23 protein-coding genes are annotated in these 22,107 nt (G+C 57.1%); 8 read left to right on the top strand and 15 right to left on the bottom strand.

Going from position 1 to position 22,107, the window contains the following annotated elements:
* Nucleotides 1-81 precede the first annotated feature (81 nt).
* The 3 genes from HMPREF3148_RS03595 to HMPREF3148_RS03585 all read right to left on the bottom strand — a co-directional run bounded on the left by HMPREF3148_RS03595 (nt 82) and on the right by HMPREF3148_RS03585 (nt 2,352).
* Nucleotides 82-1,083: a hypothetical protein gene (locus HMPREF3148_RS03595; protein ID WP_005532211.1), complete on the bottom strand. Its 1,002-nt coding sequence runs from the start codon at nt 1,081-1,083 to the stop codon at nt 82-84.
* Nucleotides 1,080-1,892 (bottom strand): AAA family ATPase, encoded by an 813-nt coding sequence (locus tag HMPREF3148_RS03590; protein WP_034657649.1) that lies wholly within the window; start codon nt 1,890-1,892, stop codon nt 1,080-1,082. Before HMPREF3148_RS03590 ends, HMPREF3148_RS03595 begins: the two co-directional genes overlap by 4 nt.
* A gap of 85 nt (nt 1,893-1,977) precedes the next feature.
* Entirely contained in the window at nt 1,978-2,352 is a 375-nt protein-coding gene (locus HMPREF3148_RS03585; protein ID WP_034657647.1) for a GntR family transcriptional regulator, read from the bottom strand.
* 214 nt (nt 2,353-2,566) lie between these two features.
* Between HMPREF3148_RS03585 and HMPREF3148_RS03580 the strand changes: the two genes are divergently transcribed.
* Nucleotides 2,567-3,826: an NYN domain-containing protein gene (locus HMPREF3148_RS03580; RefSeq protein WP_049160137.1), complete on the top strand. Its 1,260-nt coding sequence runs from the start codon at nt 2,567-2,569 to the stop codon at nt 3,824-3,826.
* 120 nt (nt 3,827-3,946) lie between these two features.
* Here the strand turns inward: HMPREF3148_RS03580 and HMPREF3148_RS03575 are convergent, their stop codons facing one another.
* Nucleotides 3,947-4,690 carry a PspA/IM30 family protein gene (locus HMPREF3148_RS03575; protein ID WP_049160140.1) on the bottom strand — a complete coding sequence of 248 codons (744 nt, stop codon included), beginning with the start codon at nt 4,688-4,690 and terminating at the stop codon, nt 3,947-3,949.
* Nucleotides 4,691-4,796: 106 nt separating this feature from the next.
* Nucleotides 4,797-5,171, bottom strand: coding sequence for a thioredoxin (trxA, locus tag HMPREF3148_RS03570; RefSeq protein WP_049160143.1), 375 nt, complete (start codon nt 5,169-5,171; stop codon nt 4,797-4,799).
* A 131-nt stretch (nt 5,172-5,302) separates the two neighbouring features.
* Here trxA and HMPREF3148_RS03565 point away from each other — a divergent pair, with 131 nt between their 5' ends.
* The 4 genes from HMPREF3148_RS03565 to HMPREF3148_RS03550 are packed head-to-tail and all read left to right on the top strand — an operon-like array spanning nt 5,303 to nt 9,736.
* Complete coding sequence (locus HMPREF3148_RS03565; protein ID WP_049064039.1) at nt 5,303-5,506, top strand: heavy-metal-associated domain-containing protein; 204 nt, start codon at nt 5,303-5,305, stop codon at nt 5,504-5,506.
* A 51-nt stretch (nt 5,507-5,557) separates the two neighbouring features.
* The gene (locus HMPREF3148_RS03560) at nt 5,558-7,792 is read left to right on the top strand and encodes a heavy metal translocating P-type ATPase (protein WP_049160155.1); all 2,235 of its coding nucleotides are present in this window, start codon (nt 5,558-5,560) and stop codon (nt 7,790-7,792) included.
* Between the two features lie 42 nt (nt 7,793-7,834).
* Nucleotides 7,835-9,172: an MFS transporter gene (locus HMPREF3148_RS03555; RefSeq protein WP_049160158.1), complete on the top strand. Its 1,338-nt coding sequence runs from the start codon at nt 7,835-7,837 to the stop codon at nt 9,170-9,172.
* Nucleotides 9,173-9,736: a VanZ family protein gene (locus HMPREF3148_RS03550; RefSeq protein WP_049160160.1), complete on the top strand. Its 564-nt coding sequence runs from the start codon at nt 9,173-9,175 to the stop codon at nt 9,734-9,736.
* On the opposite strand, the gene HMPREF3148_RS03545 is transcribed toward HMPREF3148_RS03550, so the two are convergent.
* The 9 genes from HMPREF3148_RS03545 to HMPREF3148_RS03505 form a co-directional block, all read right to left on the bottom strand.
* Nucleotides 9,726-10,697 carry an alpha/beta hydrolase family protein gene (locus HMPREF3148_RS03545; RefSeq protein ID WP_083287700.1) on the bottom strand — a complete coding sequence of 324 codons (972 nt, stop codon included), beginning with the start codon at nt 10,695-10,697 and terminating at the stop codon, nt 9,726-9,728. The genes HMPREF3148_RS03550 and HMPREF3148_RS03545 overlap by 11 nt on opposite strands.
* Nucleotides 10,698-10,710: 13 nt before the next feature.
* A complete protein-coding gene (gene dnaB / locus HMPREF3148_RS03540) occupies nt 10,711-12,147 on the bottom strand; it encodes a replicative DNA helicase (protein ID WP_005530937.1) in 1,437 nt (478 codons plus the stop codon).
* Between the two features lie 670 nt (nt 12,148-12,817).
* Nucleotides 12,818-13,270: a 50S ribosomal protein L9 gene (rplI, locus tag HMPREF3148_RS03535; protein ID WP_005530934.1), complete on the bottom strand. Its 453-nt coding sequence runs from the start codon at nt 13,268-13,270 to the stop codon at nt 12,818-12,820.
* Between the two features lie 47 nt (nt 13,271-13,317).
* A complete protein-coding gene (locus HMPREF3148_RS03530; protein WP_049158832.1) occupies nt 13,318-13,884 on the bottom strand; it encodes a single-stranded DNA-binding protein in 567 nt (188 codons plus the stop codon).
* A gap of 55 nt (nt 13,885-13,939) precedes the next feature.
* A complete protein-coding gene (rpsF, locus tag HMPREF3148_RS03525) occupies nt 13,940-14,230 on the bottom strand; it encodes a 30S ribosomal protein S6 (protein WP_115340964.1) in 291 nt (96 codons plus the stop codon).
* 208 nt (nt 14,231-14,438) lie between these two features.
* Nucleotides 14,439-14,627 carry a hypothetical protein gene (locus tag HMPREF3148_RS03520; protein ID WP_049158834.1) on the bottom strand — a complete coding sequence of 63 codons (189 nt, stop codon included), beginning with the start codon at nt 14,625-14,627 and terminating at the stop codon, nt 14,439-14,441.
* Nucleotides 14,627-16,027 (bottom strand): glycosyltransferase family 87 protein, encoded by a 1,401-nt coding sequence (locus tag HMPREF3148_RS03515; RefSeq protein WP_049152089.1) that lies wholly within the window; start codon nt 16,025-16,027, stop codon nt 14,627-14,629. The genes HMPREF3148_RS03520 and HMPREF3148_RS03515 overlap by 1 nt, the downstream gene beginning before the upstream one ends.
* 63 nt (nt 16,028-16,090) lie before the next feature.
* A complete protein-coding gene (locus HMPREF3148_RS03510; RefSeq protein ID WP_049062546.1) occupies nt 16,091-18,301 on the bottom strand; it encodes a transglycosylase domain-containing protein in 2,211 nt (736 codons plus the stop codon).
* Between the two features lie 78 nt (nt 18,302-18,379).
* A complete protein-coding gene (locus tag HMPREF3148_RS03505; protein WP_005530922.1) occupies nt 18,380-18,745 on the bottom strand; it encodes a DUF5318 family protein in 366 nt (121 codons plus the stop codon).
* A 195-nt stretch (nt 18,746-18,940) separates the two neighbouring features.
* Between HMPREF3148_RS03505 and HMPREF3148_RS03500 the strand changes: the two genes are divergently transcribed.
* The 3 genes from HMPREF3148_RS03500 (at nt 18,941) to HMPREF3148_RS03490 (ending at nt 21,028) form a co-directional block, all read left to right on the top strand.
* A complete protein-coding gene (locus HMPREF3148_RS03500; protein WP_049062544.1) occupies nt 18,941-19,414 on the top strand; it encodes a MarR family winged helix-turn-helix transcriptional regulator in 474 nt (157 codons plus the stop codon).
* A gap of 140 nt (nt 19,415-19,554) precedes the next feature.
* Nucleotides 19,555-20,541: a universal stress protein gene (locus HMPREF3148_RS03495; protein WP_049062543.1), complete on the top strand. Its 987-nt coding sequence runs from the start codon at nt 19,555-19,557 to the stop codon at nt 20,539-20,541.
* A 10-nt stretch (nt 20,542-20,551) separates the two neighbouring features.
* Nucleotides 20,552-21,028, top strand: a complete 477-nt coding sequence (locus HMPREF3148_RS03490) for a hypothetical protein (RefSeq protein WP_005530916.1) — start codon at nt 20,552-20,554, stop codon at nt 21,026-21,028.
* Nucleotides 21,029-21,122: 94 nt separating this feature from the next.
* On the opposite strand, the gene HMPREF3148_RS03485 is transcribed toward HMPREF3148_RS03490, so the two are convergent.
* Nucleotides 21,123-22,058: an oxygen-dependent tRNA uridine(34) hydroxylase TrhO gene (locus tag HMPREF3148_RS03485; RefSeq protein WP_049062542.1), complete on the bottom strand. Its 936-nt coding sequence runs from the start codon at nt 22,056-22,058 to the stop codon at nt 21,123-21,125.
* Nucleotides 22,059-22,107 lie beyond the last annotated feature (49 nt).

The raw sequence follows: 22,107 nt of genomic DNA, 5'->3' as shown, positions 1-22,107 counted from the left end.
TGGGGCGCTGTCGGTCGCGCTGACTCACATAAAGTTACACACCACTTTGAAACTTCACAAATCCGCTGGTGATTGCGCTTTTTAGCTCTTTATTCCTAACCACTTTTTCAGTCCTGAAGCGTATGGATTCACTCGTCGCACGTTAACGGGCAGCAGCACCGCCCACAGCACGTACGTAACGGCCGCCGCGAGCATCATCGGCAACCCGTCGAGCATCTCCTCCATTCGCAACTCGAAGATGGCTACCGTTGCAGCGGCAATCAGCACCGGCATGTAGACGGTCTTCCACGAACACAATTCAACTGAGACAACGAGTGCGGGCACCAGGAAGCCGAATGCTGCAATGAACCAAATAGGCTCACCCACAATCAGCCAGCTAAGCCCAACGCCAAGGAGGCTCGCCGCCGGACTGACCAAGCTTGCGATGATGACATGTCGCGCCCATGTACTTTGGCTGCCGCCAAGCGTGACGAAGTTAGCCAAAGAATCAAGGTGTTCCACACAGGTCGTCGTCATGGCCAAGATGGCCATTGTCATCAGCATGTTTCCTATATTCGGTCCGTTCTCAGGCCATATGTTGCTGATGAAGGCGTTCGCCACCGCTGCGATACACAGAATCACCCAGCCGATAAGCCAACCGCGAACCAACGGGCGGTAGACCAACTGACCTTCAAGGCTTACTGGGAATCGTCCAAAATTATCATTGCCTGGCGTATCCGCTAGAAGGTCTTCGACTGTCATGGTTTTGGCTTCGGCCTTCCAACAGGTTAGCTTCCACGCGAGGATTAGCACCGTGATAGCGAGAGCAATCCACCAACGCAGATAGATGGTCAAAATGCCAGCAATCACAGCTGGCAAAAGCGCTGCGATGCGACCGTATCGAGTTTTAGTGGCCGTGTTAAGCCCTAATGGCTGCGCTTTGTTTTCGTGTGGGGCGGCAGCAAAAATACCGGCCCACAGAGCGACGAGCACGAAACTCGCAATAACCGCATTACCGGCGCGTCCCGCCAGGAAGACTCCACAAATCAAGAAAATCGACAGCAGCAAGTTTCCCCAATTCAGCGTGTTAAAGAAAAGCTTCACTGGGCACCTCCTAACGCCAGCACCGCCTCTTCCAGGGTGACTTCCTGCGCGCGTAGCCCGAATTCTGCCGCCTGATCGAAGACGCACTCGGCGAAGTTGGGGCGGGCGTCGATAAGCACACGCTCTGCGTGGACCGAGGAATGGCGGGCCAATACCGGCAACTGTAGGCGCCCCAGCGCCCTATCTACTTGTTCCGCAGGGCCCGTCACCGCCACGATGCAATCGACGAGGCTTTCAATGGGGCCAGACAAGGGGGCTTCGCCAAGCGAAAGCACCGTGTCGAGGTAGCCCTCAATCTCATCGAGATGATGGGTGGACACCACAATCGTGCGTTTGCCCTGTTCCTCCCGGAGGACCTCAAGAAAGCGCTGACGCTTATCGACGTCGAGGCCCAGGTAGGGTTCATCCAGCAGCATCAACTCGCAGCCGGAAGCTACGGCGAAGATAAAGCCCATCGCGGACTTCTGACCGCGGGACAAGGCGGAGTAGTTCTTCTTCGGGAGCGCAAACTGCGCGGCGAGTTCTTCAGCCCGCTCCTGGTTCCAGGTCTTCCACCGCACCTTGCCGATGCGGAAGAGCTTGTCCACGTTCCATCCATCGAAAAGCGGGTTATCGATGCCCATCAGGATGATGCGATCCATGATCTTCTGGTTGTCAAAGGGGCGCTCCCCAAAGACTTTCAACCCCTCCGACTTGAGCTGGCCTGCGATCATGCGCAGCAGCGTCGTCTTGCCCACTCCATTGGGGCCCACCAGGCCGTGGGTCAGGCTATCTTCCAGCACGAAAGACAGCGCCGGAGTATTTTGCATAGCTAGGTTTTCGGCTTTAATCATTTCGACCACTCCGGGATACGTTGGGTGTTTGCAGTAATTGCAGCGTTTGCGGTGTTCGCGGTCATGAGTAGAGTCCTCTGCTTTCTGCGACACGGTGGACAAGTTCTTGTAATTGCTCGCGCGTATACCCAAGGCGGACGGCCTCATCGACGAGCGGGGCGACGTATTCGGCGGCGAAGTCATTGCGGCGCCGCTGGCGGATTCTTTTGGTAGCGCCGGCCGCCACGAACATGCCGATGCCGCGGCGTTTTTCTAGAATTCCGAGTTCAGTCAACAAAGCAATCCCCTTTCGCGCCGTGGCGGGGTTGATGTTGTGGAAGGCAGCTAGCTCATTCGTCGAAGGCGCCTGCGCCCCTTCTTCCAGGCCGCCTTCCACGATGGAGTCCTCAATTAGCGCGGCGATCTGTCTGAACAACGGCTGCGTTGAGTTATCCATGTACGCCTGCACCTCCTCGCTTACTCGATGGGTCAGTTACTCAACTAACTAACCGAACAAGTACCTCAGATTTTAGATTCGCGCAAGAGCAAAACTTTTCTAGGCCTCCTGACCTGCCAGTTTCCTCGAAGACATCGACGTTTAGTGACTAATGGGGCACACTGGAAACCAAAGCAAATTTAGTTAGAACTATTAGAAACGGAACTTAGGAGCCATGCTTGAACGAACACTTGTCTTCGTTGACACGTCTTACCTGCTTGCGAGCTTTTATAACTCATGGGAAACCGGAGCTCGCGCGCAACTAGAAATAGACCTCCCAGAGGTCGTAAATAATCTCGGTTCCATGGTGGAAAACCAGCTCGGAAACCGCATCCACCGCCAGTACTGGTACGACGGAATCCCTGACACCGGCCCACACCGCTACCAGCGCGCACTGCGCACCTGTGATGGCGTGCAGCTTCGCACCGGCCAGCTCATCGAATGGGGCGAGCGCCGCACCCAAAAGGCAGTCGATACCCGCCTCGTTGCCGACATGATTCTCGCTGCAATGAAGCAGCAAGTCACCGACTTTGTTTTGGTTTCTGGTGACGCCGACATGATCCCGGGCGTACAAGAAGCCGTAAACGCGGGCGTGCGCGTGCACCTCTACGGCTTTGGCTGGGACTCCATGTCCTCCGCACTGCGCCACGCTTGCGACACCACGACCATTCTCGATCCGCGCGAAGATTTCGCCGACGCAATGGAGCTGCAGGTTCTGGAAGGCCCACTGCCGCCGACCATTCGGGAACCGCACAACGGCCACGATGAGCTGCCAGAACTGCCCGAGCGCGACGAGTGCGGCGAGCCCTCCGAAGCGGAGGCAGCATTCGCCTCCGCACCAAAGCCGAAGCCAGCCGCATCACCGGGCTCTTCCTCCCCATCTCCCGCCGACCTTGCAGCAGGCACCGCTCCGCAGGCATCCAAGGATGGCGGGGCCGATTCCACTGAAAACGGCTCAGCCGAGATCGCCAAGACTCCCGCCCCCGTTTCCGCAGGTGACACGCAGGGCTCTAACGGCACGTCGACCCCTGAGAAGCCTTCGTCAGGTGCATCCGACGCTGCAGCCGAGTCTGGCTCCCCAAAGCCGGCCGCGCCAAAGCCGTCGATGATGGCGCCTCGTCGCAAGCTGCGCTCAAAGTACGTGCCGCTTCCCGAGGAGGTCTGGACTTCTGCAGGATTCCAGTCACCTTTCGACGTCGGCCAGCAGTATGCGTCCTGGTGGTTCGAGAACGCGGCTAGCGCGGAACAGCGCGACCAGGCCCACCTGCTCTCCGGCGGTGGACTTCCGCCTGAGATCGACCGTCCGCTGCTGCAATTCGCCTGTGAGACTCTGCACGAGTACACGCTGACCGAATCCCAGCGCGTCAACCTGCGCGACGGCTTCCACTCCGGCATCCGCGGTGTCCTCATCGCCGTTCGCCGCAACGAAAGCTAGAGCCGCAAGAGTCCACAAGAACGTAGTGAGTCTCAAAGCGGCAGACAAAAGGAGGCCGGCCCTCATGGGGGGCTTGCCTCCTTATTTCTTTTGACTAGCGCAGCTTAGCTTTACTGCAGCTTACTTCTGCTCGCCGGAGCCGAGCTCCTTCTGCTTTGCCATCTCCGCACGGATCTCGTCCAGGCGGGACGCGGCCTTCAAGTCGTTGCCAGCGGCAGTGATTTCCTGGATGCGGTCGCCACCCGAGAGCTGATGAAGCTCTTGCGCGCCGAGAGCGTCGGTGTAGCGCTTTTCAATCTTGGCGCGCACCGAATCAAGGGTCGGTGTGGAGCCATCCGGCTTAAGCTCGTTCATCGAGTCCATAACCTTGGCGTTCTGCTCTTGCATCGCGGCCTGATCGGCCTGTACTAGCAGCTCATCCACCTGCGCCAACTGCTCCTTGAGGCGAGCCTCGGACTGCTGCTGTTGAGCCTTTGCCTGCTCAGCCGCCTGCGAGGCAGCCGCGTGCTGGGTCTTGAGATCAGCAAGCTCCTGCTCCACAGCAACGAGTTGGGAAGCCACGACCTCAGCGGCCTGGTTGTACTCAGAAGCGGCCTGCGGGTCCTCCGCCTTATCCGCTAGCTCAAGGGCACGGCGAGTTTGGTTTTGGTAATCCTCTTGGGACTTCAGGAGACGGTTAATCTGCAGCTCGAGCTGGTTCTTGCGTCCAATAATCTCCGCAGCATGCTCTGAAATTTGGCGGTGCTGTTCCTTGGCGCCCTCCACGGCCTGCTGAATTTGGACCTTAGGATCCGCGTTCTCGTCGATCTTCTGGTCGAAAGAGGACATTACGTACTTCCAGCCCTTGCTGAATGGATTCGCCATTGAACTAACTCCTTGTTCGCTTAAGTAACGTGGTCCCATAAAAAAGACGCTTTCTAGCGAGTTTAGCGGGACTCACTAGAAAGCGCCGGGGGCGAAAGAAAAATCTTTAGCCGTTGGTCTGAGCGTTCTGCTCCTCAACCTGGCGGCGAACATCATCCATGTCGAGCCCCTTAACCTGGGTAATAAGATCCTCAAGTGCTGCCGGCGGTAGTGCACCAGCCTCACGGAAGACCATGATTCCGTCGCGGAAAATCATCAGGGTTGGAATGGACTGGATCTGCAGTGCAGCAGCCAGGCCTTGGTTAGCTTCGGTGTCGAGCTTGGCAAACGTTGCATCCGCGTGCTGCTCAGAGGCCTTTTCATAAACAGGGGCAAAACGCTTACAAGGTCCGCACCAGTCGGCCCAAGCGTCTACGAGGGTAATGCCCTCACCGCTAACGGTCTGCTCAAAAGTCTCTTCGGTTACGTCGATCGTTGCCATATAAATCTCTCCTCTTTTTCGGGGTCTTTCCTATCAACGGTACATGAGCCTGAGTTATTCCTTGGCAATTCATTGCATGATACCCCAGGGGGGTATAGGCTCAGGGTGTACTCAAAGAAAGGAAACGAATCATGGCAGTCAAGCACTACACCGTCGAGGGCATGACCTGCGGCCACTGCGAGATGTCCGTCAAGGAAGAGGTCGGCGAGATCACCGGCGTCCACGAGGTCACCGCTGACCACACCACCGGCGCAGTCACCGTTGAGGGCGAAGGCTTCAGCGACGAGCAGGTTGCCGCCGCCGTTAAAGAGGCTGGTTACAACCTCAAGGCATAAGCGCCACAACCATCCAAATCCCCAACTCGCATAAAGAAGCGATCACTTCCCATGACTAACCTCGTCCACCTCGATCTCGGTGTTTCCGGCATGACGTGTACCTCGTGCTCGTCCCGCGTCGAACGCAAGCTCAACAAGGTCGATGGAGTTGAGGCCACCGTGAACTTTGCCACGGAGTCCGCCTCAATTGAATACGACCCTTCCACTTCCACCCCCGACTCCCTCATCGAGGTTGTGCGGGGCGCAGGCTACGACGCCTTCGCGCTGACGGAAGAGCAAGAGGCGGATTCCGAAGAGACTGCCAATCCGGTGGACGAGGCCCGCGCGCAGGAGGCCAAGGACCTGCTGCGCCGCACGATTATCTCTGCCGCGATTTCCACGCCGATCATGGTGGTCTCCATGCTGCCGGCCCTCCAGTTCACCAACTGGCAGTGGGCTGCAGCTATTTTGGCCACCATCGTCTACATCTTCGGCGGCGCCCCCTTCCACGAGGCCACCTGGGCGAACCTCAAGCACGGCTCGTTTACCATGGACACGCTCATCACCATGGGCACCACCGCGGCCTACTTCTGGTCGCTCTACGCCATGTTCTTCGGCCACGCCGGCCATCCGGGCATGAAGATGCACATGGAGCTCGTATCCAACAATGCTGAGATGGACCACATCTACCTGGAGTCGGTAGGCATGGTCATCACGTTCTTGCTGCTCGGCCGCTGGTTTGAGGTCAAGGCAAAGGGCCAGTCTTCAGAGGCACTGCGCACGCTTCTGGGGATGGGAGCCAAGGACGCTACGCTGCTTGTCGACGGCGCAGAGAAGCGCGTGCCCATCAAGGACCTCAAAGTAGGCGACGTGTTTGTCGTCCGCCCAGGTGAAAAGATTGCCACGGACGGCGTCGTCAATGCCGGAGCCTCGGCTGTGGATGAATCGATGCTCACCGGAGAATCCGTGCCGGTTGAGGTCAAGGAAGGCGACCATGTCACCGGCGCCACCATCAATTCCTCCGGCCGCCTGGAGGTACGCGCCACCAAGGTGGGTGCGGACACCACCTTGGCTCAGATGGCCAAGCTAGTCACCGAGGCACAGGCGTCAAAGGCCCCCGTGCAGCGCCTCGTGGACAAGATCGCGCAGGTCTTCGTCCCCATCGTCATCGCGATCTCCGTACTCACGCTCATCGCACACCTCATCATCGGTGGCGCCGCCGCCACCGCCCCGGCCTTCGTCGCTGCTGTCGCCGTGCTGATCATTGCTTGCCCGTGCGCAATGGGTTTGGCCACGCCTACTGCGATCCTGGTGGGCACCGGCCGCGGCGCTCAGCTGGGCTTGCTCATCAAGGGCCCGGAGATCCTGGAATCCACCAAGCAGGTGGACACCATCGTCCTGGACAAGACCGGCACCATCACCGAAGGCAAGATGTCGGTTGCTGGCGTGCACGCCGCACAAACCAGTGACCAGGACGCCACTCAGGTTCTCAAGCTCGCCGCGGCGGTAGAAGCGGGATCCGAGCACCCCATCGCCAAGGCCATCGTGCATGCTGCTAGCGATGTAACGCCCGCCTCCGACTTTGTCTCCGTGGCAGGCCGTGGCGTCGAGGGCACGGTCGAGGGGCAGCGCATCCGTGTCGGACGCGTCGAGGGCGAGCTGGGCAGCCTTAGCGAGGCATTCCGCGCTGCCGAAGCAGAGGGCGGAACCCCGGTTGCCGTCTACGCTGCCGACGCCCTCATCGGCATCATCGATGTCCGCGACACCGTCAAGGAATCCTCCGCTGCGGCCGTGGCCCAGCTGAAGGAGCTGGGGCTTGTCCCACACCTGCTGACCGGCGACAACGAAAGCGCCGCGCAGGCCGTGGCGCAGGCCGTGGGCATCGACCCAGAAAACGTCACTGCGGGCGTGCTTCCGGAGGAAAAGGTGGACGTCGTCAAGCAGCTCCAAAGCTCGGGCTGCAACGTTGCCATGGTGGGTGACGGCGTGAATGACGCCGCCGCACTCGCCCAAGCAGATTTGGGCCTGGCCATGGGCGCAGGTACCGACGTGGCCATCGAGGCTTCCGACATAACGCTGATGAACGATGATCTACGCTCTGCTGCCGACGCCATCCGACTCTCGCGCCGTACTCTGCGCATCATCAAGGGCAACCTATTCTGGGCATTCGCCTACAATGTCATACTCATTCCAGTCGCGGCAATCGGGCTACTTAACCCCCTGTTTGCGGGTATTGCGATGGCCTTTAGTTCGGTTTTTGTTGTAAGTAATTCACTGCGACTAAGGACTTTCCAGCCCACCGCATAAAAACGCAGTGCACAGGGGAAATTGGACTTACAATCCCAAAGCATGCCCGATCTCAAAAGTAACACGCTATCTCGAAACGAGCGCCTAGACCGTCTTCCTGTCACCGGCAAGCACAAGCGCCTGCTGGTGGGCTCCGGAATCGGTTGGGCGCTCGACGCTATGGACGTCGGCCTCATCTCCTTCATCATGGCCGCACTCGCGGTGCATTGGGGAATCACACCGACCCAATCCTCTTGGCTGGCCTCAATCGGATTCGTCGGCATGGCGCTTGGCGCCACCTTCGGCGGCTTGCTTGCCGATAAGCTCGGCCGTCGCCACGTCTTCGCGCTGACCCTTCTGGTCTACGGTCTGGCCACGGGAGCCTCAGCGCTCGCGACGGGACTAGCTATGCTCTTGATTCTGCGTTTCATCGTGGGCCTCGGCCTAGGCGCGGAGCTGCCCGTTGCATCGACGCTGATTTCGGAATTCTCACCGGTCAAGGTACGCGGCCGCATGGTTGTGCTGCTGGAGGCCTTCTGGGCCGTGGGCTGGATCCTGGCAGCAGTCATCGGAACCTTTGTAGTCGGGGCATCGGCCAGCGGCTGGCGTTGGGCGCTGGCACTTGGCATGGTCCCGGCCTTCTATGCTCTCTTCGTGCGCATGAAGCTGCCGGAGTCCGTGCGATTCTTGGAATCCAAGGGCAGGCACGCGGAGGCAGAGGACATCGTGGCCTCCTTCGAAGCTGAGGCCGAAGCCGAGGGCAAGGAACTGCCAGAAAACGCTGCGGTACCCACTTATGCCGAGGAAGATGTCACCTCCAGCAGCATTTGGTCGCGCTCTCTGCGCGGGCGTACCGCGGCGTTGTGGACCATCTGGTTCTGTGTGAACTTAAGCTACTACGGCGCCTTCATCTGGATTCCGTCGCTGCTCGTGGCCGATGGTTTTACCTTGGTGAAGTCCTTCAGCTTCACGCTCATCATCACGCTGGCGCAGCTTCCGGGCTACGCGGCAGCGGCCTGGCTGATTGAGACTTGGGGCCGCCGCCCTACGCTGGCCGCTTTCCTCGTGGGCTCCGCGTGCGCCGCCGGCCTATACGGCTTTGCGGACTCCACCGCGCTCATTTTGATTGCGGGTTGCCTGCTTTCCTTCTTTAACCTCGGTGCGTGGGGCGCACTCTACGCAATCGGCCCAGAGCTCTACCCCACCCACCTGCGCGGGGCTGGCACGGGTGCCGCTGCGGGCTTCGGTCGCTTGGCCTCCATCATCGCGCCGCTTATCGTTCCGGTTATCCTGGCTGGTGCGGGCGCACACTGGCTGTTCATCCTCTTTGCCGCTGCGTTCGCAATTGCGGCAGCCGCCGCCTTTGTACTACCGGAGCAACGCGGAAAGGTACTTAAGTAGATGCCCCACAGAGTGTGTTCGACGCTAGCCCTTGGCGGCTATTGCGCCGTCATTGTTTCGTTGACCACTCTCAAAGCCTTCTTCCAGATTGGCTACCTTTGGAAGCCGGAAAACCAGCGCGCCCGCGATATTCGCTGGATTCCGCTGGATGACTTGTTCTCCGGCAGCTGGTTCAAGCCGCTGTTTGAATACGGCGGCAACTTCGCATTCTTTGTCCCGCTGGGCGTTCTGCTTTTTGTGCAGCTACGGTCCAAGCGTGCGGCCACGCTCTGGGGTTTCGCTTTCTCGGTGTTGGTGGAAACCATCCAGTATGTTTTCGCGTTGGGGCGCACTGACATTGATGACTTGTTCTTTAACACGCTTGGCGCGTGGTTTGGTGCTTGGCTAGCACAGCGCCTTGGCCGCAGATTCGATGCAGTGTGGCACTGGCTGGCGATCGCTGTGACCGTGGTTTTCGTGGTGCTGGTTGCCCTCGGCCCGCGCCTCGGTGATCCCGATAAGGTCAAGGACCTCTCGAAGCCAGATGCAGTGATGCTTGACGACGCCCCGGTGCCTAAGACTTGATTCCAACCTGCTCAAGGATGTTTCGCCGTGCCTGCTGCCACTGGGGGCCAGCGGGATTGGCCCATGAAAGGTGCTTAGCGTCGTCGAAGATGATGGCATCGATGTTGAGGCCACGCTGTTTGGCATAGTCGGCGAAGCGGGTGACTTCATCGACGTTGACCATCTCATCATTTTCTCCGTGCAGCACTAGGACGCGTGCCTTTTTGTTGACGTTGTATGCCGGGGAGGCATCGAAGTAGTGCGCGGGGACTTCCTGCGGTGTACCGCCTAGAAGGGTGCGGACAAATTTATCGTGCTGCTGGTAGGCGAGCTCCATGTCATAAACGCCAGCGATACCCACGCACTTGTCCACGTGGAAGGCCGGATGGGCACCGGGGGCGTCGGGAGCCAGCTCCGGACGCGAACAGGTCCACGTAGCAAGATTGCCGCCCGCAGAGTAGCCCGCTACCACAACGTTGTTGAGGTCGAGGGGAACATCGCTGTGGTTTGTAAGCTGCGGGATGAAGTCAATTGCCGCAGCGACGTCCTGGTAGGTCATGGGCCAGCCGCCCGGTGCATCTTCACCGTCGATGGATACGCCGCGATACTCCACGTTCCACACCGCGGCACCATGCTCCACGAGGTCATTGACAGCTGGCGCCGCTGACTGGGCAGTGGATTTCTCTTGCCATCCTCCACCGTGGAGAAACACAACTAAGGGCAGCTTTTTACCTGGCTGCGACTTCTTGGGTGTGACCAAGAATCCGTGTTGACGCTCATGCTCATGTGCGTAGACGAGCTTCTTGGCGGAAACTTCCGGCTTCTTAGTTTTCTGGGTAGCCGGCGCCTGCGACGCCGAATGCTCCATACCAGATTCGCCGGAACCAGCTGAGTTATCAGCACAGGACACACAGAAACCCGCGAGCAGAGTCAGCGCCGCGGCTATAGCAGGAGTGCAACTGCGAAGGATTCCCTTTGACATTAACCGCTCCCTCTTAGCCGTGGGCCATGTTGACGAACTTGGAGTAGTGCAGCTGGTGGGCAACCTGCACCGTATCGATAGGGCCACCACGGTGCTTAGCCAAAATGATGTCAGCCTCACCCGCACGCGGATCGTCGCGGTCCTGGGAGTCAGGGCGGTAGAGCAGCATAACCATGTCAGCGTCCTGCTCCAGCGAGCCAGACTCACGGAGGTCAGCCAGCTGCGGCTTCTTATCGGTACGCGACTCAGGGCCACGGTTAAGCTGCGAAATAGCAATCAGTGGAACCTCAAGCTCCTTAGCCAAGAGCTTGAGCTGACGAGAGAACTCCGAGACCTCTTGCTGACGCGACTCGACCTTCTTACCGGAAGACATCAGCTGCATGTAGTCAAGGACGATGAGGTCGAGGCCATGCTGCTGCTTCAAGCGGCGAGCCTTCGAGCGAATCTCCATCATGGTGAGGTTGGGTGAGTCATCAATGAACAGTGGTGCATCCTGGATGCGGTTCAGGGTCTGGTCGATCTTGGCCCAGTCCTCTGTAGAGACGCGGCCACCGCGCATGTCCGTCAGCTTTACTTCTGCTTCTGCAGAAAGCAGACGCATGACGATCTCTGAGGCTGACATCTCCAAGGAGAAGATGACGGAGGTCTTGCCGTGCTGCAGGGACGCGGAGCGCATGAAGTCCATGGCCAAGGTGGACTTACCCACACCAGGACGCGCTGCCACAATGATCATCTGGCCGGCGCGTAGGCCGTTGGTGAGCTTGTCTAGATCGATAAAACCCGTGGGAACGCCGGCCTCGATGCCGTTCTGCTGTAGCATGGCGAGCTCATCAATGGTGGGGTCAATCAGCTTTCCGAGCACCTGATAGTCCTCGGTTGTCTTCTTTTGCGCCACGGCAAAGACCTCTTGCTGAGCACGGTCGAGCACGGACTCAATCTCGGCGTCCTCTGCGCCTTCGAAGCCCAACTGAACAACACGCGTGCCAGCGTCGACCAGCTTGCGAAGCACCGCTTTCTCGGCGACGATCTCCGCATAGTAACGCGCGTTTGCAGCGGTAGGCACCGTGGCTAGGAGCGTGTGCAGGTACGGCGCTCCGCCCACGCGCTCCAAATTGTTATAGCGGTCGAGGCGTGAGGCTACGATGACGGCGTCGATGTCAGTGCCGGCGGCATAGAGATCAACCATGGCCTGGTAGATAAGCGCGTGTGCCGGGTAGTAGAAGTCATCAGGCTCAAGTTCCTCGATGACCTCCATTACGGTGTTCGGGCTCAGCAGCATTGCGCCGAGGACGCCCTGCTCGGCTTCTCTGTCCGAGGGCGGCTGACGGAATTCTCCGTAGCGCTTGGAAACATCCTGCCGGTTCCGGCGATAGGGACGCTCCTCCTGGGCAGGTACGTCAGGCGCCCCTGGCGGTACGTAGTCTGCGTCATCGAAGCTTGCGTTTGTCATAAAGCAATCCACCCCATGTTCTGCTTCGCCGGCTGGCGTGAAGCACAAATTCGGACACTATCACCGCGCCCCAGCGTGACACATCTGCGAGAAGTTACCGCAAAAATGGGGGGCTCGGCTTCTGGATTTTTAGTCTAATGCAGCCCCCTGACACGCACCCCCTGGGTATAAATCCCACAGTTATCCACAGGGTTCTGTGCAATTCCCAGGTGAGACCGACTTTCGACCCCCAAACACGTGGATATGGCTGTGGATAACTATCGCAGCACTGTGACCTGCACTTATCGTTTCCGCAGGTCAACAGCTATTTCCGGAAGTGTGAAAATGTGCACAATTTCCGTGAAGAATCCCGCTTACCTGCGTGTTATTGAGGCGACCTGCGGGTTAACAAAACGCAAATCGGAAGGGATTCCAACGTTAGTTATCCACAATTATTCAAAGTTATCCACAGTTATCCACAGCCGGCATGATGATCGGACACTCAGTGTCGGCGCACTGTCTGGGAGCACACAAAACTTCATCAAACGATTCAGCGGTGCGGCAGAAGCAGCGTCGCTGAAAACGCGCGAAAGGCCTCGGGGTCTGCCACCTCACATGGCGGGCCCCGAGGCCCTAAGCGTTGCTGTTGTCATTGTGTTCCCACTCTTAAGCGGGAACCGTCGTGCGCCTATTAGGCAGCGACGACCGAGAAGTTCACCTTGCCGAGAACGTCAGCATGCAGCTTGAGCTCGACCTGGTAGTTGCCGGTCTTCTTGACCAGGCCCTTAGGCAGAACGACGATGCGCTTGTCCAGCTTCGGGCCGCCAGCGGCCTCAACTGCGGAAACGATGTCGTCTGCAGAAACGGAGCCGAATAGCTTGCCGTTTTCAGAAGTCTTCATTGCAACCTGTACGCCAGAAAGCTGCTCGAGTTGGTTGCGGACCTCACGTGCGTGATCCAGGTCGCGGATTGCGCGAGCTTCCTGGGCGCGCTTGATGCCCTCGATCTGCTTCTCAGCACCACGGGTGGCAACAATAGCCAGGCCGCGCGGAAGCAGGTAGTTACGTCCGTAACCGTTCTTAACCTCTACAATTTCGCCTGGGGCGCCGAGGTTCTCAACGGCAGCGGTGAGGATCAGCTTCATGATCCCTGCCTTTCAATTGAGTTAGTTAATAATTGCGTGGGACAGTTTTAGAACGGTGGCTCAGCGTCTGCACCGCCGAAGCTTCCAGCTTGGGGTGCGGAGTTCCACGGATCGTTTGAAGGAGCTGACTGCTGCGGAGCGCTCTGGTTTCCACCAAAGCCGCCCTGGTTGCCGCCGCCAAAGTTGTTGCCGCCCTGATTCTGCTGCTGGCCGCCGCCGTAATTGCCACCGCCGTTACCGCCATTAGCGGACTTGCGGGTGACCTGTGCGGAAGCGTAGCGCAGGGACGGGCCGACTTCGTCAACCTCAATCTCAAAGACAGTGCGGTTTTCGCCATCGCGGTTCTGATAAGAACGCTGGCGCAAACGGCCATTGACGATTACTCGCATGCCCTTGGTCAGGGTTTCCGCAACGTTTTCTGCGGCTTGACGCCACACGTTGCAGGTCAGGAACATGGCCTCGCCATCTTCCCACTGGTTCGTCTGCGAATTGAAACGACGAGGGGTGGAAGCGACGCGGAAGTTTGCTACAGCCGCACCCGCTGGGGTGAAGCGCAGCTCGGGGTCAGCAACAACGTTGCCAACTACCGTGATTGTGGTGTCTCCCTGTGCCATGGTCTGTTCTCCTTATCGGTTACGTGGGTTCTCGAAACTCTGAAACCAGTATCCGCTATTTGCTGTCGGTGCGCAGAACCTTGGTACGCAGGATGGTGTCGTTCAGGTTCAGACGGCGGTCGAGTTCGAGAACCGAAGCGGACTCGCACTCCAGGTTAACGACGGCGTAGATGCCCTCTTCCTTCTTGTCGATTGCGTAAGCAAGACGACGCTTGCCCCAAACATCGACGTTTTCAACCTTGCCGCCATCCTTACGGACAACTTCGAGGAACTTGTCTAGGGACGGGGATACGGTGCGCTCATCCTGGTTAGGATCCAGAATAATCATGACTTCGTAGTGACGCACGGACCTCATCACCTCCTATGGTCTAGTAATTGTTTTCGGCCATATCACCTTTGCGGACATGGCAGGAGGGTACGTTGCGTCAAGCAACCCCATCACAATAGCGCATTGACCGGCCAAAAAGAAATCCCCAACGGGGAAAGCCGTTGGGGAGAATCAGTGCTTGCGCTGTACTTAATCATCAAGTGCCAAGCGCGGAACCGTTTTGACACTAACTACGCATCGTGGTGGCGAAGAAGATGGCACTTCCTGCTGGAATTACGGTGAGAAACATCAAGGCCAGCAGGCCCAAAAGGATGGGCCAGCGCCGATCCTCGCTGCGTTGATATAGGTAGTACGCACCCATCACGCAGCAGAATCCGAGAAAAATAGAAATTATTCCTACGACGGTGATGAGCATTAGACAAAGTCTCCAGCAAGAGGATCACGGCCACCATGTGCTGCACGTACCTTGTCCACGGACTTGCCCAGCATTTGGCGGATGATAAGAATTCCGATAATAACGATGAAAGTGTCACGGCCAATCACAAAGAGGTCGAGCAGTTCATGATCGATGCCTTTATTTTCCGTGCCCAACATGTGCCACATGAGGACTGGCCATACCATGGCGTCGACAAGCATCCAGCTCAACAACAGGCGCCAACGCGGGAGAGCAAGCAAAGCTGGAACAACCAACCAAATGGAATACTGCGGCGACCAAACCTTATTGATGAGCAAGAAGGCCATCACGATCAGGTAAATGAGCTCAGCCACACGCGGCTCGCGGCGAGCGCGCAAACCAAAGATGCCGATAGCTGCGCATCCCAGCAAGAATGCTGGCAGCGTGAAGCTATTGAGGAATTCTGGGGTGAGGCCATTTTCGGCATAGCGGTTGATCAACGCATAAATTGTGGTCCATTCAGCGCCGCGCTCTTCGTTGAGTCGGAAAAACTCACGCCACGCGTCCGGGTACTTCAACGCCACTGGAACGTTGACGACTAGCCAAGAGATTACGGTTCCGCCGAACATCGCACCGAATGGTGCCCACCTCTTGTTACGCGCCGCGAGGACAAAAAACGCGCCCAAGATAAACAACGGCCACAGTTTGAAAGCAGTTCCGAGGCCAATCAAAATACCTGCAAGCCAATTCTTACCGCGGGTCACCGCAAAGAGCGCACCGACCATAAACGCAATGGACGGGATATCCCAGTTTGTAAAGGCATGAATGACAACGAGGGGGCTCGCGGCCATGAGCATCGTATCCCATGCACGGTTTCCAGTGAGCTGGAAAACCATGTAGACCGTACCGATCCAAATGCAGGAAAGCACGAGCGCAGTGACGCCAAAATACCAACCTGCATCCGCTACGCCGAAGAACTCACCAATTGGGTACGTGGCTCGTGAAACCCACCCCATCAATCCTTGGAACATACCCGCCAAAACCGGGTATTCCATGTACCTAGTCAGGTCACCTTCTTGCCACGAATACGCATAGGGGAATCCGCCTTGGTCCAAGCCGCGGCCGCCATAGAGCGGGATGATGTCGTTGTAGCAGAAAGACGTGTATTGACGGTTGCCATCCCAGTTCAAGGAAATGACTCCGTCGTCTCCTGTGCGGCTTCCTGCGCAGGTGGCTTTACTCAGAAACCCCAGTGCGAGGAAAATCCAGGACACACCAATAATCGCGCGCAATGGCGACATCCATTGACCAGGTAAGGTGCGGGCAAAACGGCCACGCGGGCCACCGAAAAACTCGATGATGTCGTGTGCAAAAGGCTCACGATTAAGCGGAATGCGGCCTTCGGCAGAGGCGCCACGCACAGCCGAGTGGGACTTTCCAACCGTCTTCACGGTCTTGAGGGCCTCATCAGTCACGTTCCTCTCCTACGGTCTTAAAAGTTCAGCCAAGTCACCTTGACCATTAATGATGTCTTCCAGCGAAGGAACGTCTGGGGCTGGTGCCTCCGGCTGAGCAGGCGCTGCCGGAGGCGCTGCAGGCTGGTGTGGGGAAGGCGCAGGTTGTTCGCCAGGAGCAGGGGATTCTGGGTTTGCAGTCTCCTCTGGAGCATCATCGTTGTTGCCGTAACGATTGCCGTATTCCGTTGAGGAGCCATAAGAGCCCGTGTACCCGCTGCCCCAGTTCCCGCTTCCATAACGGATCGGGTATGCCGTTGGGAAGGATTGGTACTCCGAGTTAACCAAGGAAGTATCCAAGATCTGCTTCCAGATACGGGTAGGCGCATCAGAGCCATACATGATTCCGCCATAAGAATTGAAAATGGCGGAGGTGTTGTCAGCGGTACCTACCCAAACTGCCGTAGCCAGCTGCGGGGTCGAACCAATCATCCACGCGTCCTTGTTGGTTCCGGTGTTACCCAACTGAGTAGTACCCGTCTTGGACGCAGATGCGCGGCCGCCGGCCAGAGCTCCGTTAGACCAACCCGCAATAGGAAGCATTGCCTTAAGAACATTGTTAGCCACGTTGGCTGAAACTCGACGCTCACCACCGTTGTCGTTGAATTCATACAGAACTTCGCCACCGGTAGTTTCGACCTTTTGCACGAAGTGAGGCTGATGCCAAACGCCGCCGTTTGTCAGCGTCGCCATAGCGCTTGCCATGTCGAGTGGGCGAGACTGGTACTGACCCAGAACAACGCCCTCGTATGGAGCCCCCCCATTTTCAGTCAATGTCTTTTCAATGCCAGGCAGAGACTTAGCAATGCCCAACGCATGCGCCATGTCGGCAGTATCCTGAGTGCCGTTTTCTAGATCCGCCTGCAGACGCAGGAACGAGGTATTGAACGAGTTCTTCAATGCCTCCGCGATGGAACAGTTACCGCAGCCGCCACCGTCGTTTGTGACTACCTGAGAACCAGGGAGCTGGTACGGCGCAGAGGAGTAATACGTGTCCAGGCCGATGCCTTGCTGAAGGGCCGCCGCAAGGGCGAAGATCTTAAACGTCGAACCCGTCTGCAGGCCGGCGTTGGCATAATCCCAGCCGGTCGACTCGTGGCCGCCGAAGTAGCCGCGCACAGCACCAGAAGCAGGGTCAATGGTCACAGCCGCAGCGCGGGCATCCTCCTGCAAAGACTGCAGCTGCCCATCAACAGCCTCGGTGGAAGCATTCTGCACGTTCATGTCAATGGTCGTGGTGATTTTCAGACCGCCCGTAGCGACCTGATCCTCGGTGATGCCAACGCGTTCCAGCTCGGCAATAACCTGGTTTTTAATATGTCCGTAGGCGCCTGGCGCCTCTGTATAAGCGGAATACTCGGCAGGATCACGCGTCTGCGGGAACTGCATCTGCGCACGCTGAGTAGCGTCCAGATCGCCCATCTCAACCAAACCGTCAAGAACATAGTTCCAGCGAGCCTTCGAGCTTTCCTCGTCCACGCGCGGGTCAAGGACAGAAGGAGACTGAATAAGGCCGGCGAGCATTGCGCCTTCCTCAACCGTCAGATCCTTGGCATCTTTATTGAAGTATGCGTTGGAAGCTGCCTGGATTCCGTAGGCGTTACGACCAAAGTAGACCGTGTTGAGGTATGCCTGCAGAATGTCTTCCTTGGACCATTCGTTAGTCATCTTGATGGAATAGATAAGCTCGCGGATCTTACGCACATAGGAATACTCGTCACCAACCAGCGTGTTCTTGACATACTGCTGAGTGATTGTTGAACCACCGCCTGCGGTTGAATCACCAGTCAGCTTGCCCAAGACTGCGCGTCCCAAGCCGGTGAAGGAAAATCCGGAGTTGGTCCAAAACTCACGGTCCTCAGCAGAAAGCACAGAATCTTCGACGTAGTCGGGGACTTCATCGAGTTTGACCTGGGTGCGGTTGCCTTCTGGCGGAACCAACTTAGCCAATTGGGTGGTACCGTCCCCAGCCACAATCGTGGAAACCTGATTTGCTTGAAGCTCCTTTGGCTCAGGAACGTTGTATTGGGAGTATGCATAGGCAAAAAGGCCTGCCGGTACAGCTACCAATACCAAGGCAATTATCAGCACAATCCACGGCCAGCGACGTCGTTTGCGCTGCTTCGTGGATTTATAAACGTGACGCCCCGCTTTTTTAGGGGCAGATTCCTTTTCGGTCACTGCTTCGTGTCCTCATCAATCATGGGCGGATTTTCTTAAATAAATGCAGATTACCGGCCTCAACGGCCGAGCCAAAAACTAACCTTCATCATAGGCTGTTGCCGCACGCAATAGGTGGTTCCAACGGCATGCCGTACAAACTTCGACCCAGTGAACCGTAAATTCGAGACCGTCGGCTGCAAATTCTGCGATTTCTTCCGCATTTCGTGCGCTTCCAGCGCGACGCCCCAACTCTTCGCCATATACCCATGTGGTCAAGCACATCGGCGCTTCACACATCGGGCACCGTTTCGCCATATCGACGCCGTGGTATTCAGCCGCAGCACGCAGAAGGAAGTCGGCGTCGCAAAGCTCGCTCCTATCTACTCGGCCCGCTCGATACTCCTTGAGATGCTGGGCCCGCTCCCATTCATGAGAAATAATGTGCTTAAAAGAAAGGCTCAAAGCATCTGCCCTCCTTTTCTCTCGCTTCTCTTCCTAACAATTTTGCGGAGATGGCCTTCTTCCACCGACTTCTCAAACACTTTAATGAAAGAGATTGTTCCCTTACGCTCCCCTCAATAAATTTTCAAACCCAAAACCTAATTTTTTAGCCACCTAACTACCGTCGGCTGCAAACGGTCGCTATTATTGCTTTTTATGAGTGAACAAGCCGCCGCCTCCCCCTCCAACTATGAGGACGCTCTTAACGTCGCGCGCAACATTCAACCCGCGTTGAACAAGCTAATGCTTATCTTCCAGCGCACAACCGAAGGTACGTCCCTCACCACCTCACAGGTGTCGATCATGAATCAGTTACGCCTACGGGGACCTTCCCGAGTAAGCACCATTGCGCAGGCAGAACTTATTCGAATGCCCACGGCATCTAATGCCCTATACCAATTAGAGCGTGATGGTTTCGTGGAACGACGCCGCGATGAAAAGGATCGCCGTGGCGTCCTGGTGGCTTTGACCCAGCTAGGCGAGTCAGAACTCAACATTGTCTCTCGACAACGCGCCGCAGCCCTAGCTGAGATCCTCCAGTGGCTAGAACCCTCGGATTTAGACAAAGCGCACCAGATGAGCACCTTAATTTCTAAGCTCGCAGACGTTTACCGCCCCACCATGGACTAAACTCTGGCAACCCCAGGGCGTAAATAGACCAATCTTCTTCACCGCGATCGATCCCCCGCCGCAGATTTCATTTTGTACGCTCAAGCGACTAATAATGGCACCAACAACGTCCCAAGATAGATCACCGGACTGATTGGTGCATGGCTAAGAATATCCCTTGTGAGTCGCGGGCTTCCCTCGCTAAAGAGGACCCCAACGACCCTGTTCGACTTCTAGTCTCGTGGAGCCCGTCCTCCACGGGCACGGAGGCGATCGAATACGCAGCTTGGTTGGCTAGATCCACCAAGGTTTGCATCAGAGTGATCTCTACTATTTCTGTACCACGCGCCACAACAGTTTTCACCAAGCATGGCGGCAAGTACAAGAAGTGGTTCAAAAAGGAACAAGCTAAATGCGAGCAAAGCGTGCTTACCGCTCTCAAGGCGGCAGGAGTCGATAACTCACAGCTAGATGAGCGTCCTTCCGTCCTCCTCGCTGGACCTTCACGGCCACAACTCCTCACGGAGATGGCCACTGAATTCTGCGCGGACGCAATTTTGTTGGGAGCAAATCAGTCAGCTCCCAAGGGCAAGTTCTTTGCTGGCTCTACTGCAGACGCGCTCTTGCACTTTTCCCCCATTCCTCTCGGCCTCACCCCGCGCGACATCAAGCTTTCCAAGCATGGCGTTACACGCATCAACTTCGCCTTCACCGAGCGTGGCGACTCTGAAGACCCAGCGCTGCTTCATGCAGCCCGTTTGGCAAACAGGTGGAAGTTGCCCCTACGCATCGTGGCTTTCAATGCGGAGGGACTTATTGATGCCCCTCTGCATGACTCCGTCGACATCGCTTCCAAGCTCACTAAGGGCTGGCACGAACATACATTGGCAATGCTCGACAGAGCGCAAGACATTGTTGACCACCACTACCCCGGCCTGGAAATTTCCACCGATATTGGAACCGGGCATGGGTGGGCAGGAGCAGTTGATTCCTTGAAATGGAAGAAGGGCGACATCATGTGCATGGGTTCCTCCCCAATGGGGCCCATCGAGCGCGTGTTTATCGGCTCAGCCGCTACGGAGCTTCTCCCGCACATTCGGGTACCAGTGATGGTTCGGCCTTCCGACTCGGCACCGATTAAGGACTAGACTCCTGCGTATGAGTGCAACTGACGAGCATCCCGAAAACGATCTGACAACTGATGCGGATTATGCCAACTTGCGGCGCCCCGAGCCAGCAACGTTTGATGAACTCGCTGATGCACCTGATCCTCTTGCCGTTGCAAAAGCCAATCGCCGTTCAACGATTCAGGCAATTTACTTCATGCTGGGCATCCTCGCCGCCTCCGGGCTTTACGCACTGGTCCTAGCCCTTATCACGCGTTCCCAGGGCGGGGCGCTTTGCGACGCCTCCCTCGCCACCTGGCTATGCACCAACGGCCAGCGCCGCTTCTTTGCCTTCACTACCATAATCATCCCGTTCATCGGCATGATTGGCACGGCGCTCATCATGATTCACAAACTCAAGCGCTACTTACGTTGGCGTTCGTGGATGGCCATTTTTTGGGTGATGGCCTGCAACTTCATGTTGTGGTGCATCACCGATATCCAGATCCTGCTCGTCCCTCTCGGATAACCCAGCGCCTTCGGCGCTCCCTCAGCCAAAGCTTTCTCTAGGAGCACCGTTTTCTGCTCGAGCTAATTTCTGCTCGAGCTAATTTCTGCTCGAGCTAAGCATTGGTTGCTGCAGCTGTAGCTGCGACCTCCGCGCATTCTGGACGCCCACAGTGCTGGGTTTCAACGTGCTGTACGCAATCGTCGCAAATTAGAACCTGCTGACGGCACGTGTCCTCATTAATGCAATTGTGGAACGTGTTCGTTGCTTTTCCACAGTGCACACAGTGCCCCAGCTGAATAAAGCCAGGATCTTGCAGCCCTTGCCCAAACTCATGGTGCATGCGTTTGTCGAAGACATACATCGAGCCTTCCCACAGGCCGTCATTGCCAAACTTCTCGCCGTAGCGCACGATGCCACCGTCAATTTGGTAGACCTCTTTGAAACCGCGATTCTTCATCAGGGATGAGAGGATCTCGCAGCGGATACCCCCGGTGCAATAGGAGACAACAGGCTTGTCCTTCATCCAGTCATACTTGCCGGACTCGATTTCCTTGATGAAGTCATGGGTGGTCTTGACGTCAGGCACCACGGCATTCTTAAACTTGCCAATCTCCGCTTCCATGGCGTTGCGGCCGTCAAAGAACACGACTTCGTCACCGCGCTCTTCTACCAGCTTGTTAACCTCTTCTGGCTTGAGGTGAACGCCGCCACCGACGACGCCGTTCTCGTCCACCTTGAGCTCACCAGGCGCGCCAAAGGCCACGATTTCGTCACGGACCTTGACCGACAGGCGCGGGAAGTCATCAGCGTCGCCATCGGACCATTTGAATTCCATCTTCTTAAATCCTGGGTATTCGCGGGTCTCACGAACGTAGCGCTTGCAGGCATTCATGTCGCCGCCCACGGTGCCATTGATACCGTGTTCGGAGATGAGAATGCGACCCTTCAGTCCGAGCTTCTCGCACAGATTGCGCTGCCACAACATGACGGCCGTGGGATCAGAAATTGGGGTAAAGCAGTAGTACAGAAGAATTTTGCTAAGGCTCACGCCACTAATTCTATGCTTGAGCTGTTTCTTTTCCTAAATTCTTCCGAAA

The organism is Corynebacterium sp. HMSC05D08 (genome assembly GCF_001807215.1).
Classification (GTDB): domain Bacteria; phylum Actinomycetota; class Actinomycetes; order Mycobacteriales; family Mycobacteriaceae; genus Corynebacterium; species Corynebacterium striatum.
This window is presented reverse-complemented; position numbering and strand designations above follow the sequence as displayed.

What these genes read in the sequence shown, in the direction of transcription:
- HMPREF3148_RS03590 (WP_034657649.1), bottom strand. Translation starts at nt 1,892, where the DNA reads ATGCAAAATACTCCGGCGCTGTCTTTCGTGCTGGAAGATAGCCTGACC.
- HMPREF3148_RS03585 (WP_034657647.1), bottom strand. Translation starts at nt 2,352, where the DNA reads ATGGATAACTCAACGCAGCCGTTGTTCAGACAGATCGCCGCGCTAATT.
- HMPREF3148_RS03580 (WP_049160137.1), top strand. Translation starts at nt 2,567, where the DNA reads ATGCTTGAACGAACACTTGTCTTCGTTGACACGTCTTACCTGCTTGCG.
- HMPREF3148_RS03575 (WP_049160140.1), bottom strand. Translation starts at nt 4,690, where the DNA reads ATGGCGAATCCATTCAGCAAGGGCTGGAAGTACGTAATGTCCTCTTTC.
- trxA (WP_049160143.1), bottom strand. Translation starts at nt 5,171, where the DNA reads ATGGCAACGATCGACGTAACCGAAGAGACTTTTGAGCAGACCGTTAGC.
- HMPREF3148_RS03565 (WP_049064039.1), top strand. Translation starts at nt 5,303, where the DNA reads ATGGCAGTCAAGCACTACACCGTCGAGGGCATGACCTGCGGCCACTGC.
- HMPREF3148_RS03560 (WP_049160155.1), top strand. Translation starts at nt 5,558, where the DNA reads ATGACTAACCTCGTCCACCTCGATCTCGGTGTTTCCGGCATGACGTGT.
- HMPREF3148_RS03555 (WP_049160158.1), top strand. Translation starts at nt 7,835, where the DNA reads ATGCCCGATCTCAAAAGTAACACGCTATCTCGAAACGAGCGCCTAGAC.
- HMPREF3148_RS03550 (WP_049160160.1), top strand. Translation starts at nt 9,173, where the DNA reads ATGCCCCACAGAGTGTGTTCGACGCTAGCCCTTGGCGGCTATTGCGCC.
- HMPREF3148_RS03545 (WP_083287700.1), bottom strand. Translation starts at nt 10,697, where the DNA reads ATGTCAAAGGGAATCCTTCGCAGTTGCACTCCTGCTATAGCCGCGGCG.
- dnaB (WP_005530937.1), bottom strand. Translation starts at nt 12,147, where the DNA reads ATGACAAACGCAAGCTTCGATGACGCAGACTACGTACCGCCAGGGGCG.
- rplI (WP_005530934.1), bottom strand. Translation starts at nt 13,270, where the DNA reads ATGAAGCTGATCCTCACCGCTGCCGTTGAGAACCTCGGCGCCCCAGGC.
- HMPREF3148_RS03530 (WP_049158832.1), bottom strand. Translation starts at nt 13,884, where the DNA reads ATGGCACAGGGAGACACCACAATCACGGTAGTTGGCAACGTTGTTGCT.
- HMPREF3148_RS03520 (WP_049158834.1), bottom strand. Translation starts at nt 14,627, where the DNA reads ATGCTCATCACCGTCGTAGGAATAATTTCTATTTTTCTCGGATTCTGC.
- HMPREF3148_RS03500 (WP_049062544.1), top strand. Translation starts at nt 18,941, where the DNA reads ATGAGTGAACAAGCCGCCGCCTCCCCCTCCAACTATGAGGACGCTCTT.
- HMPREF3148_RS03495 (WP_049062543.1), top strand. Translation starts at nt 19,555, where the DNA reads ATGGCTAAGAATATCCCTTGTGAGTCGCGGGCTTCCCTCGCTAAAGAG.
- HMPREF3148_RS03490 (WP_005530916.1), top strand. Translation starts at nt 20,552, where the DNA reads ATGAGTGCAACTGACGAGCATCCCGAAAACGATCTGACAACTGATGCG.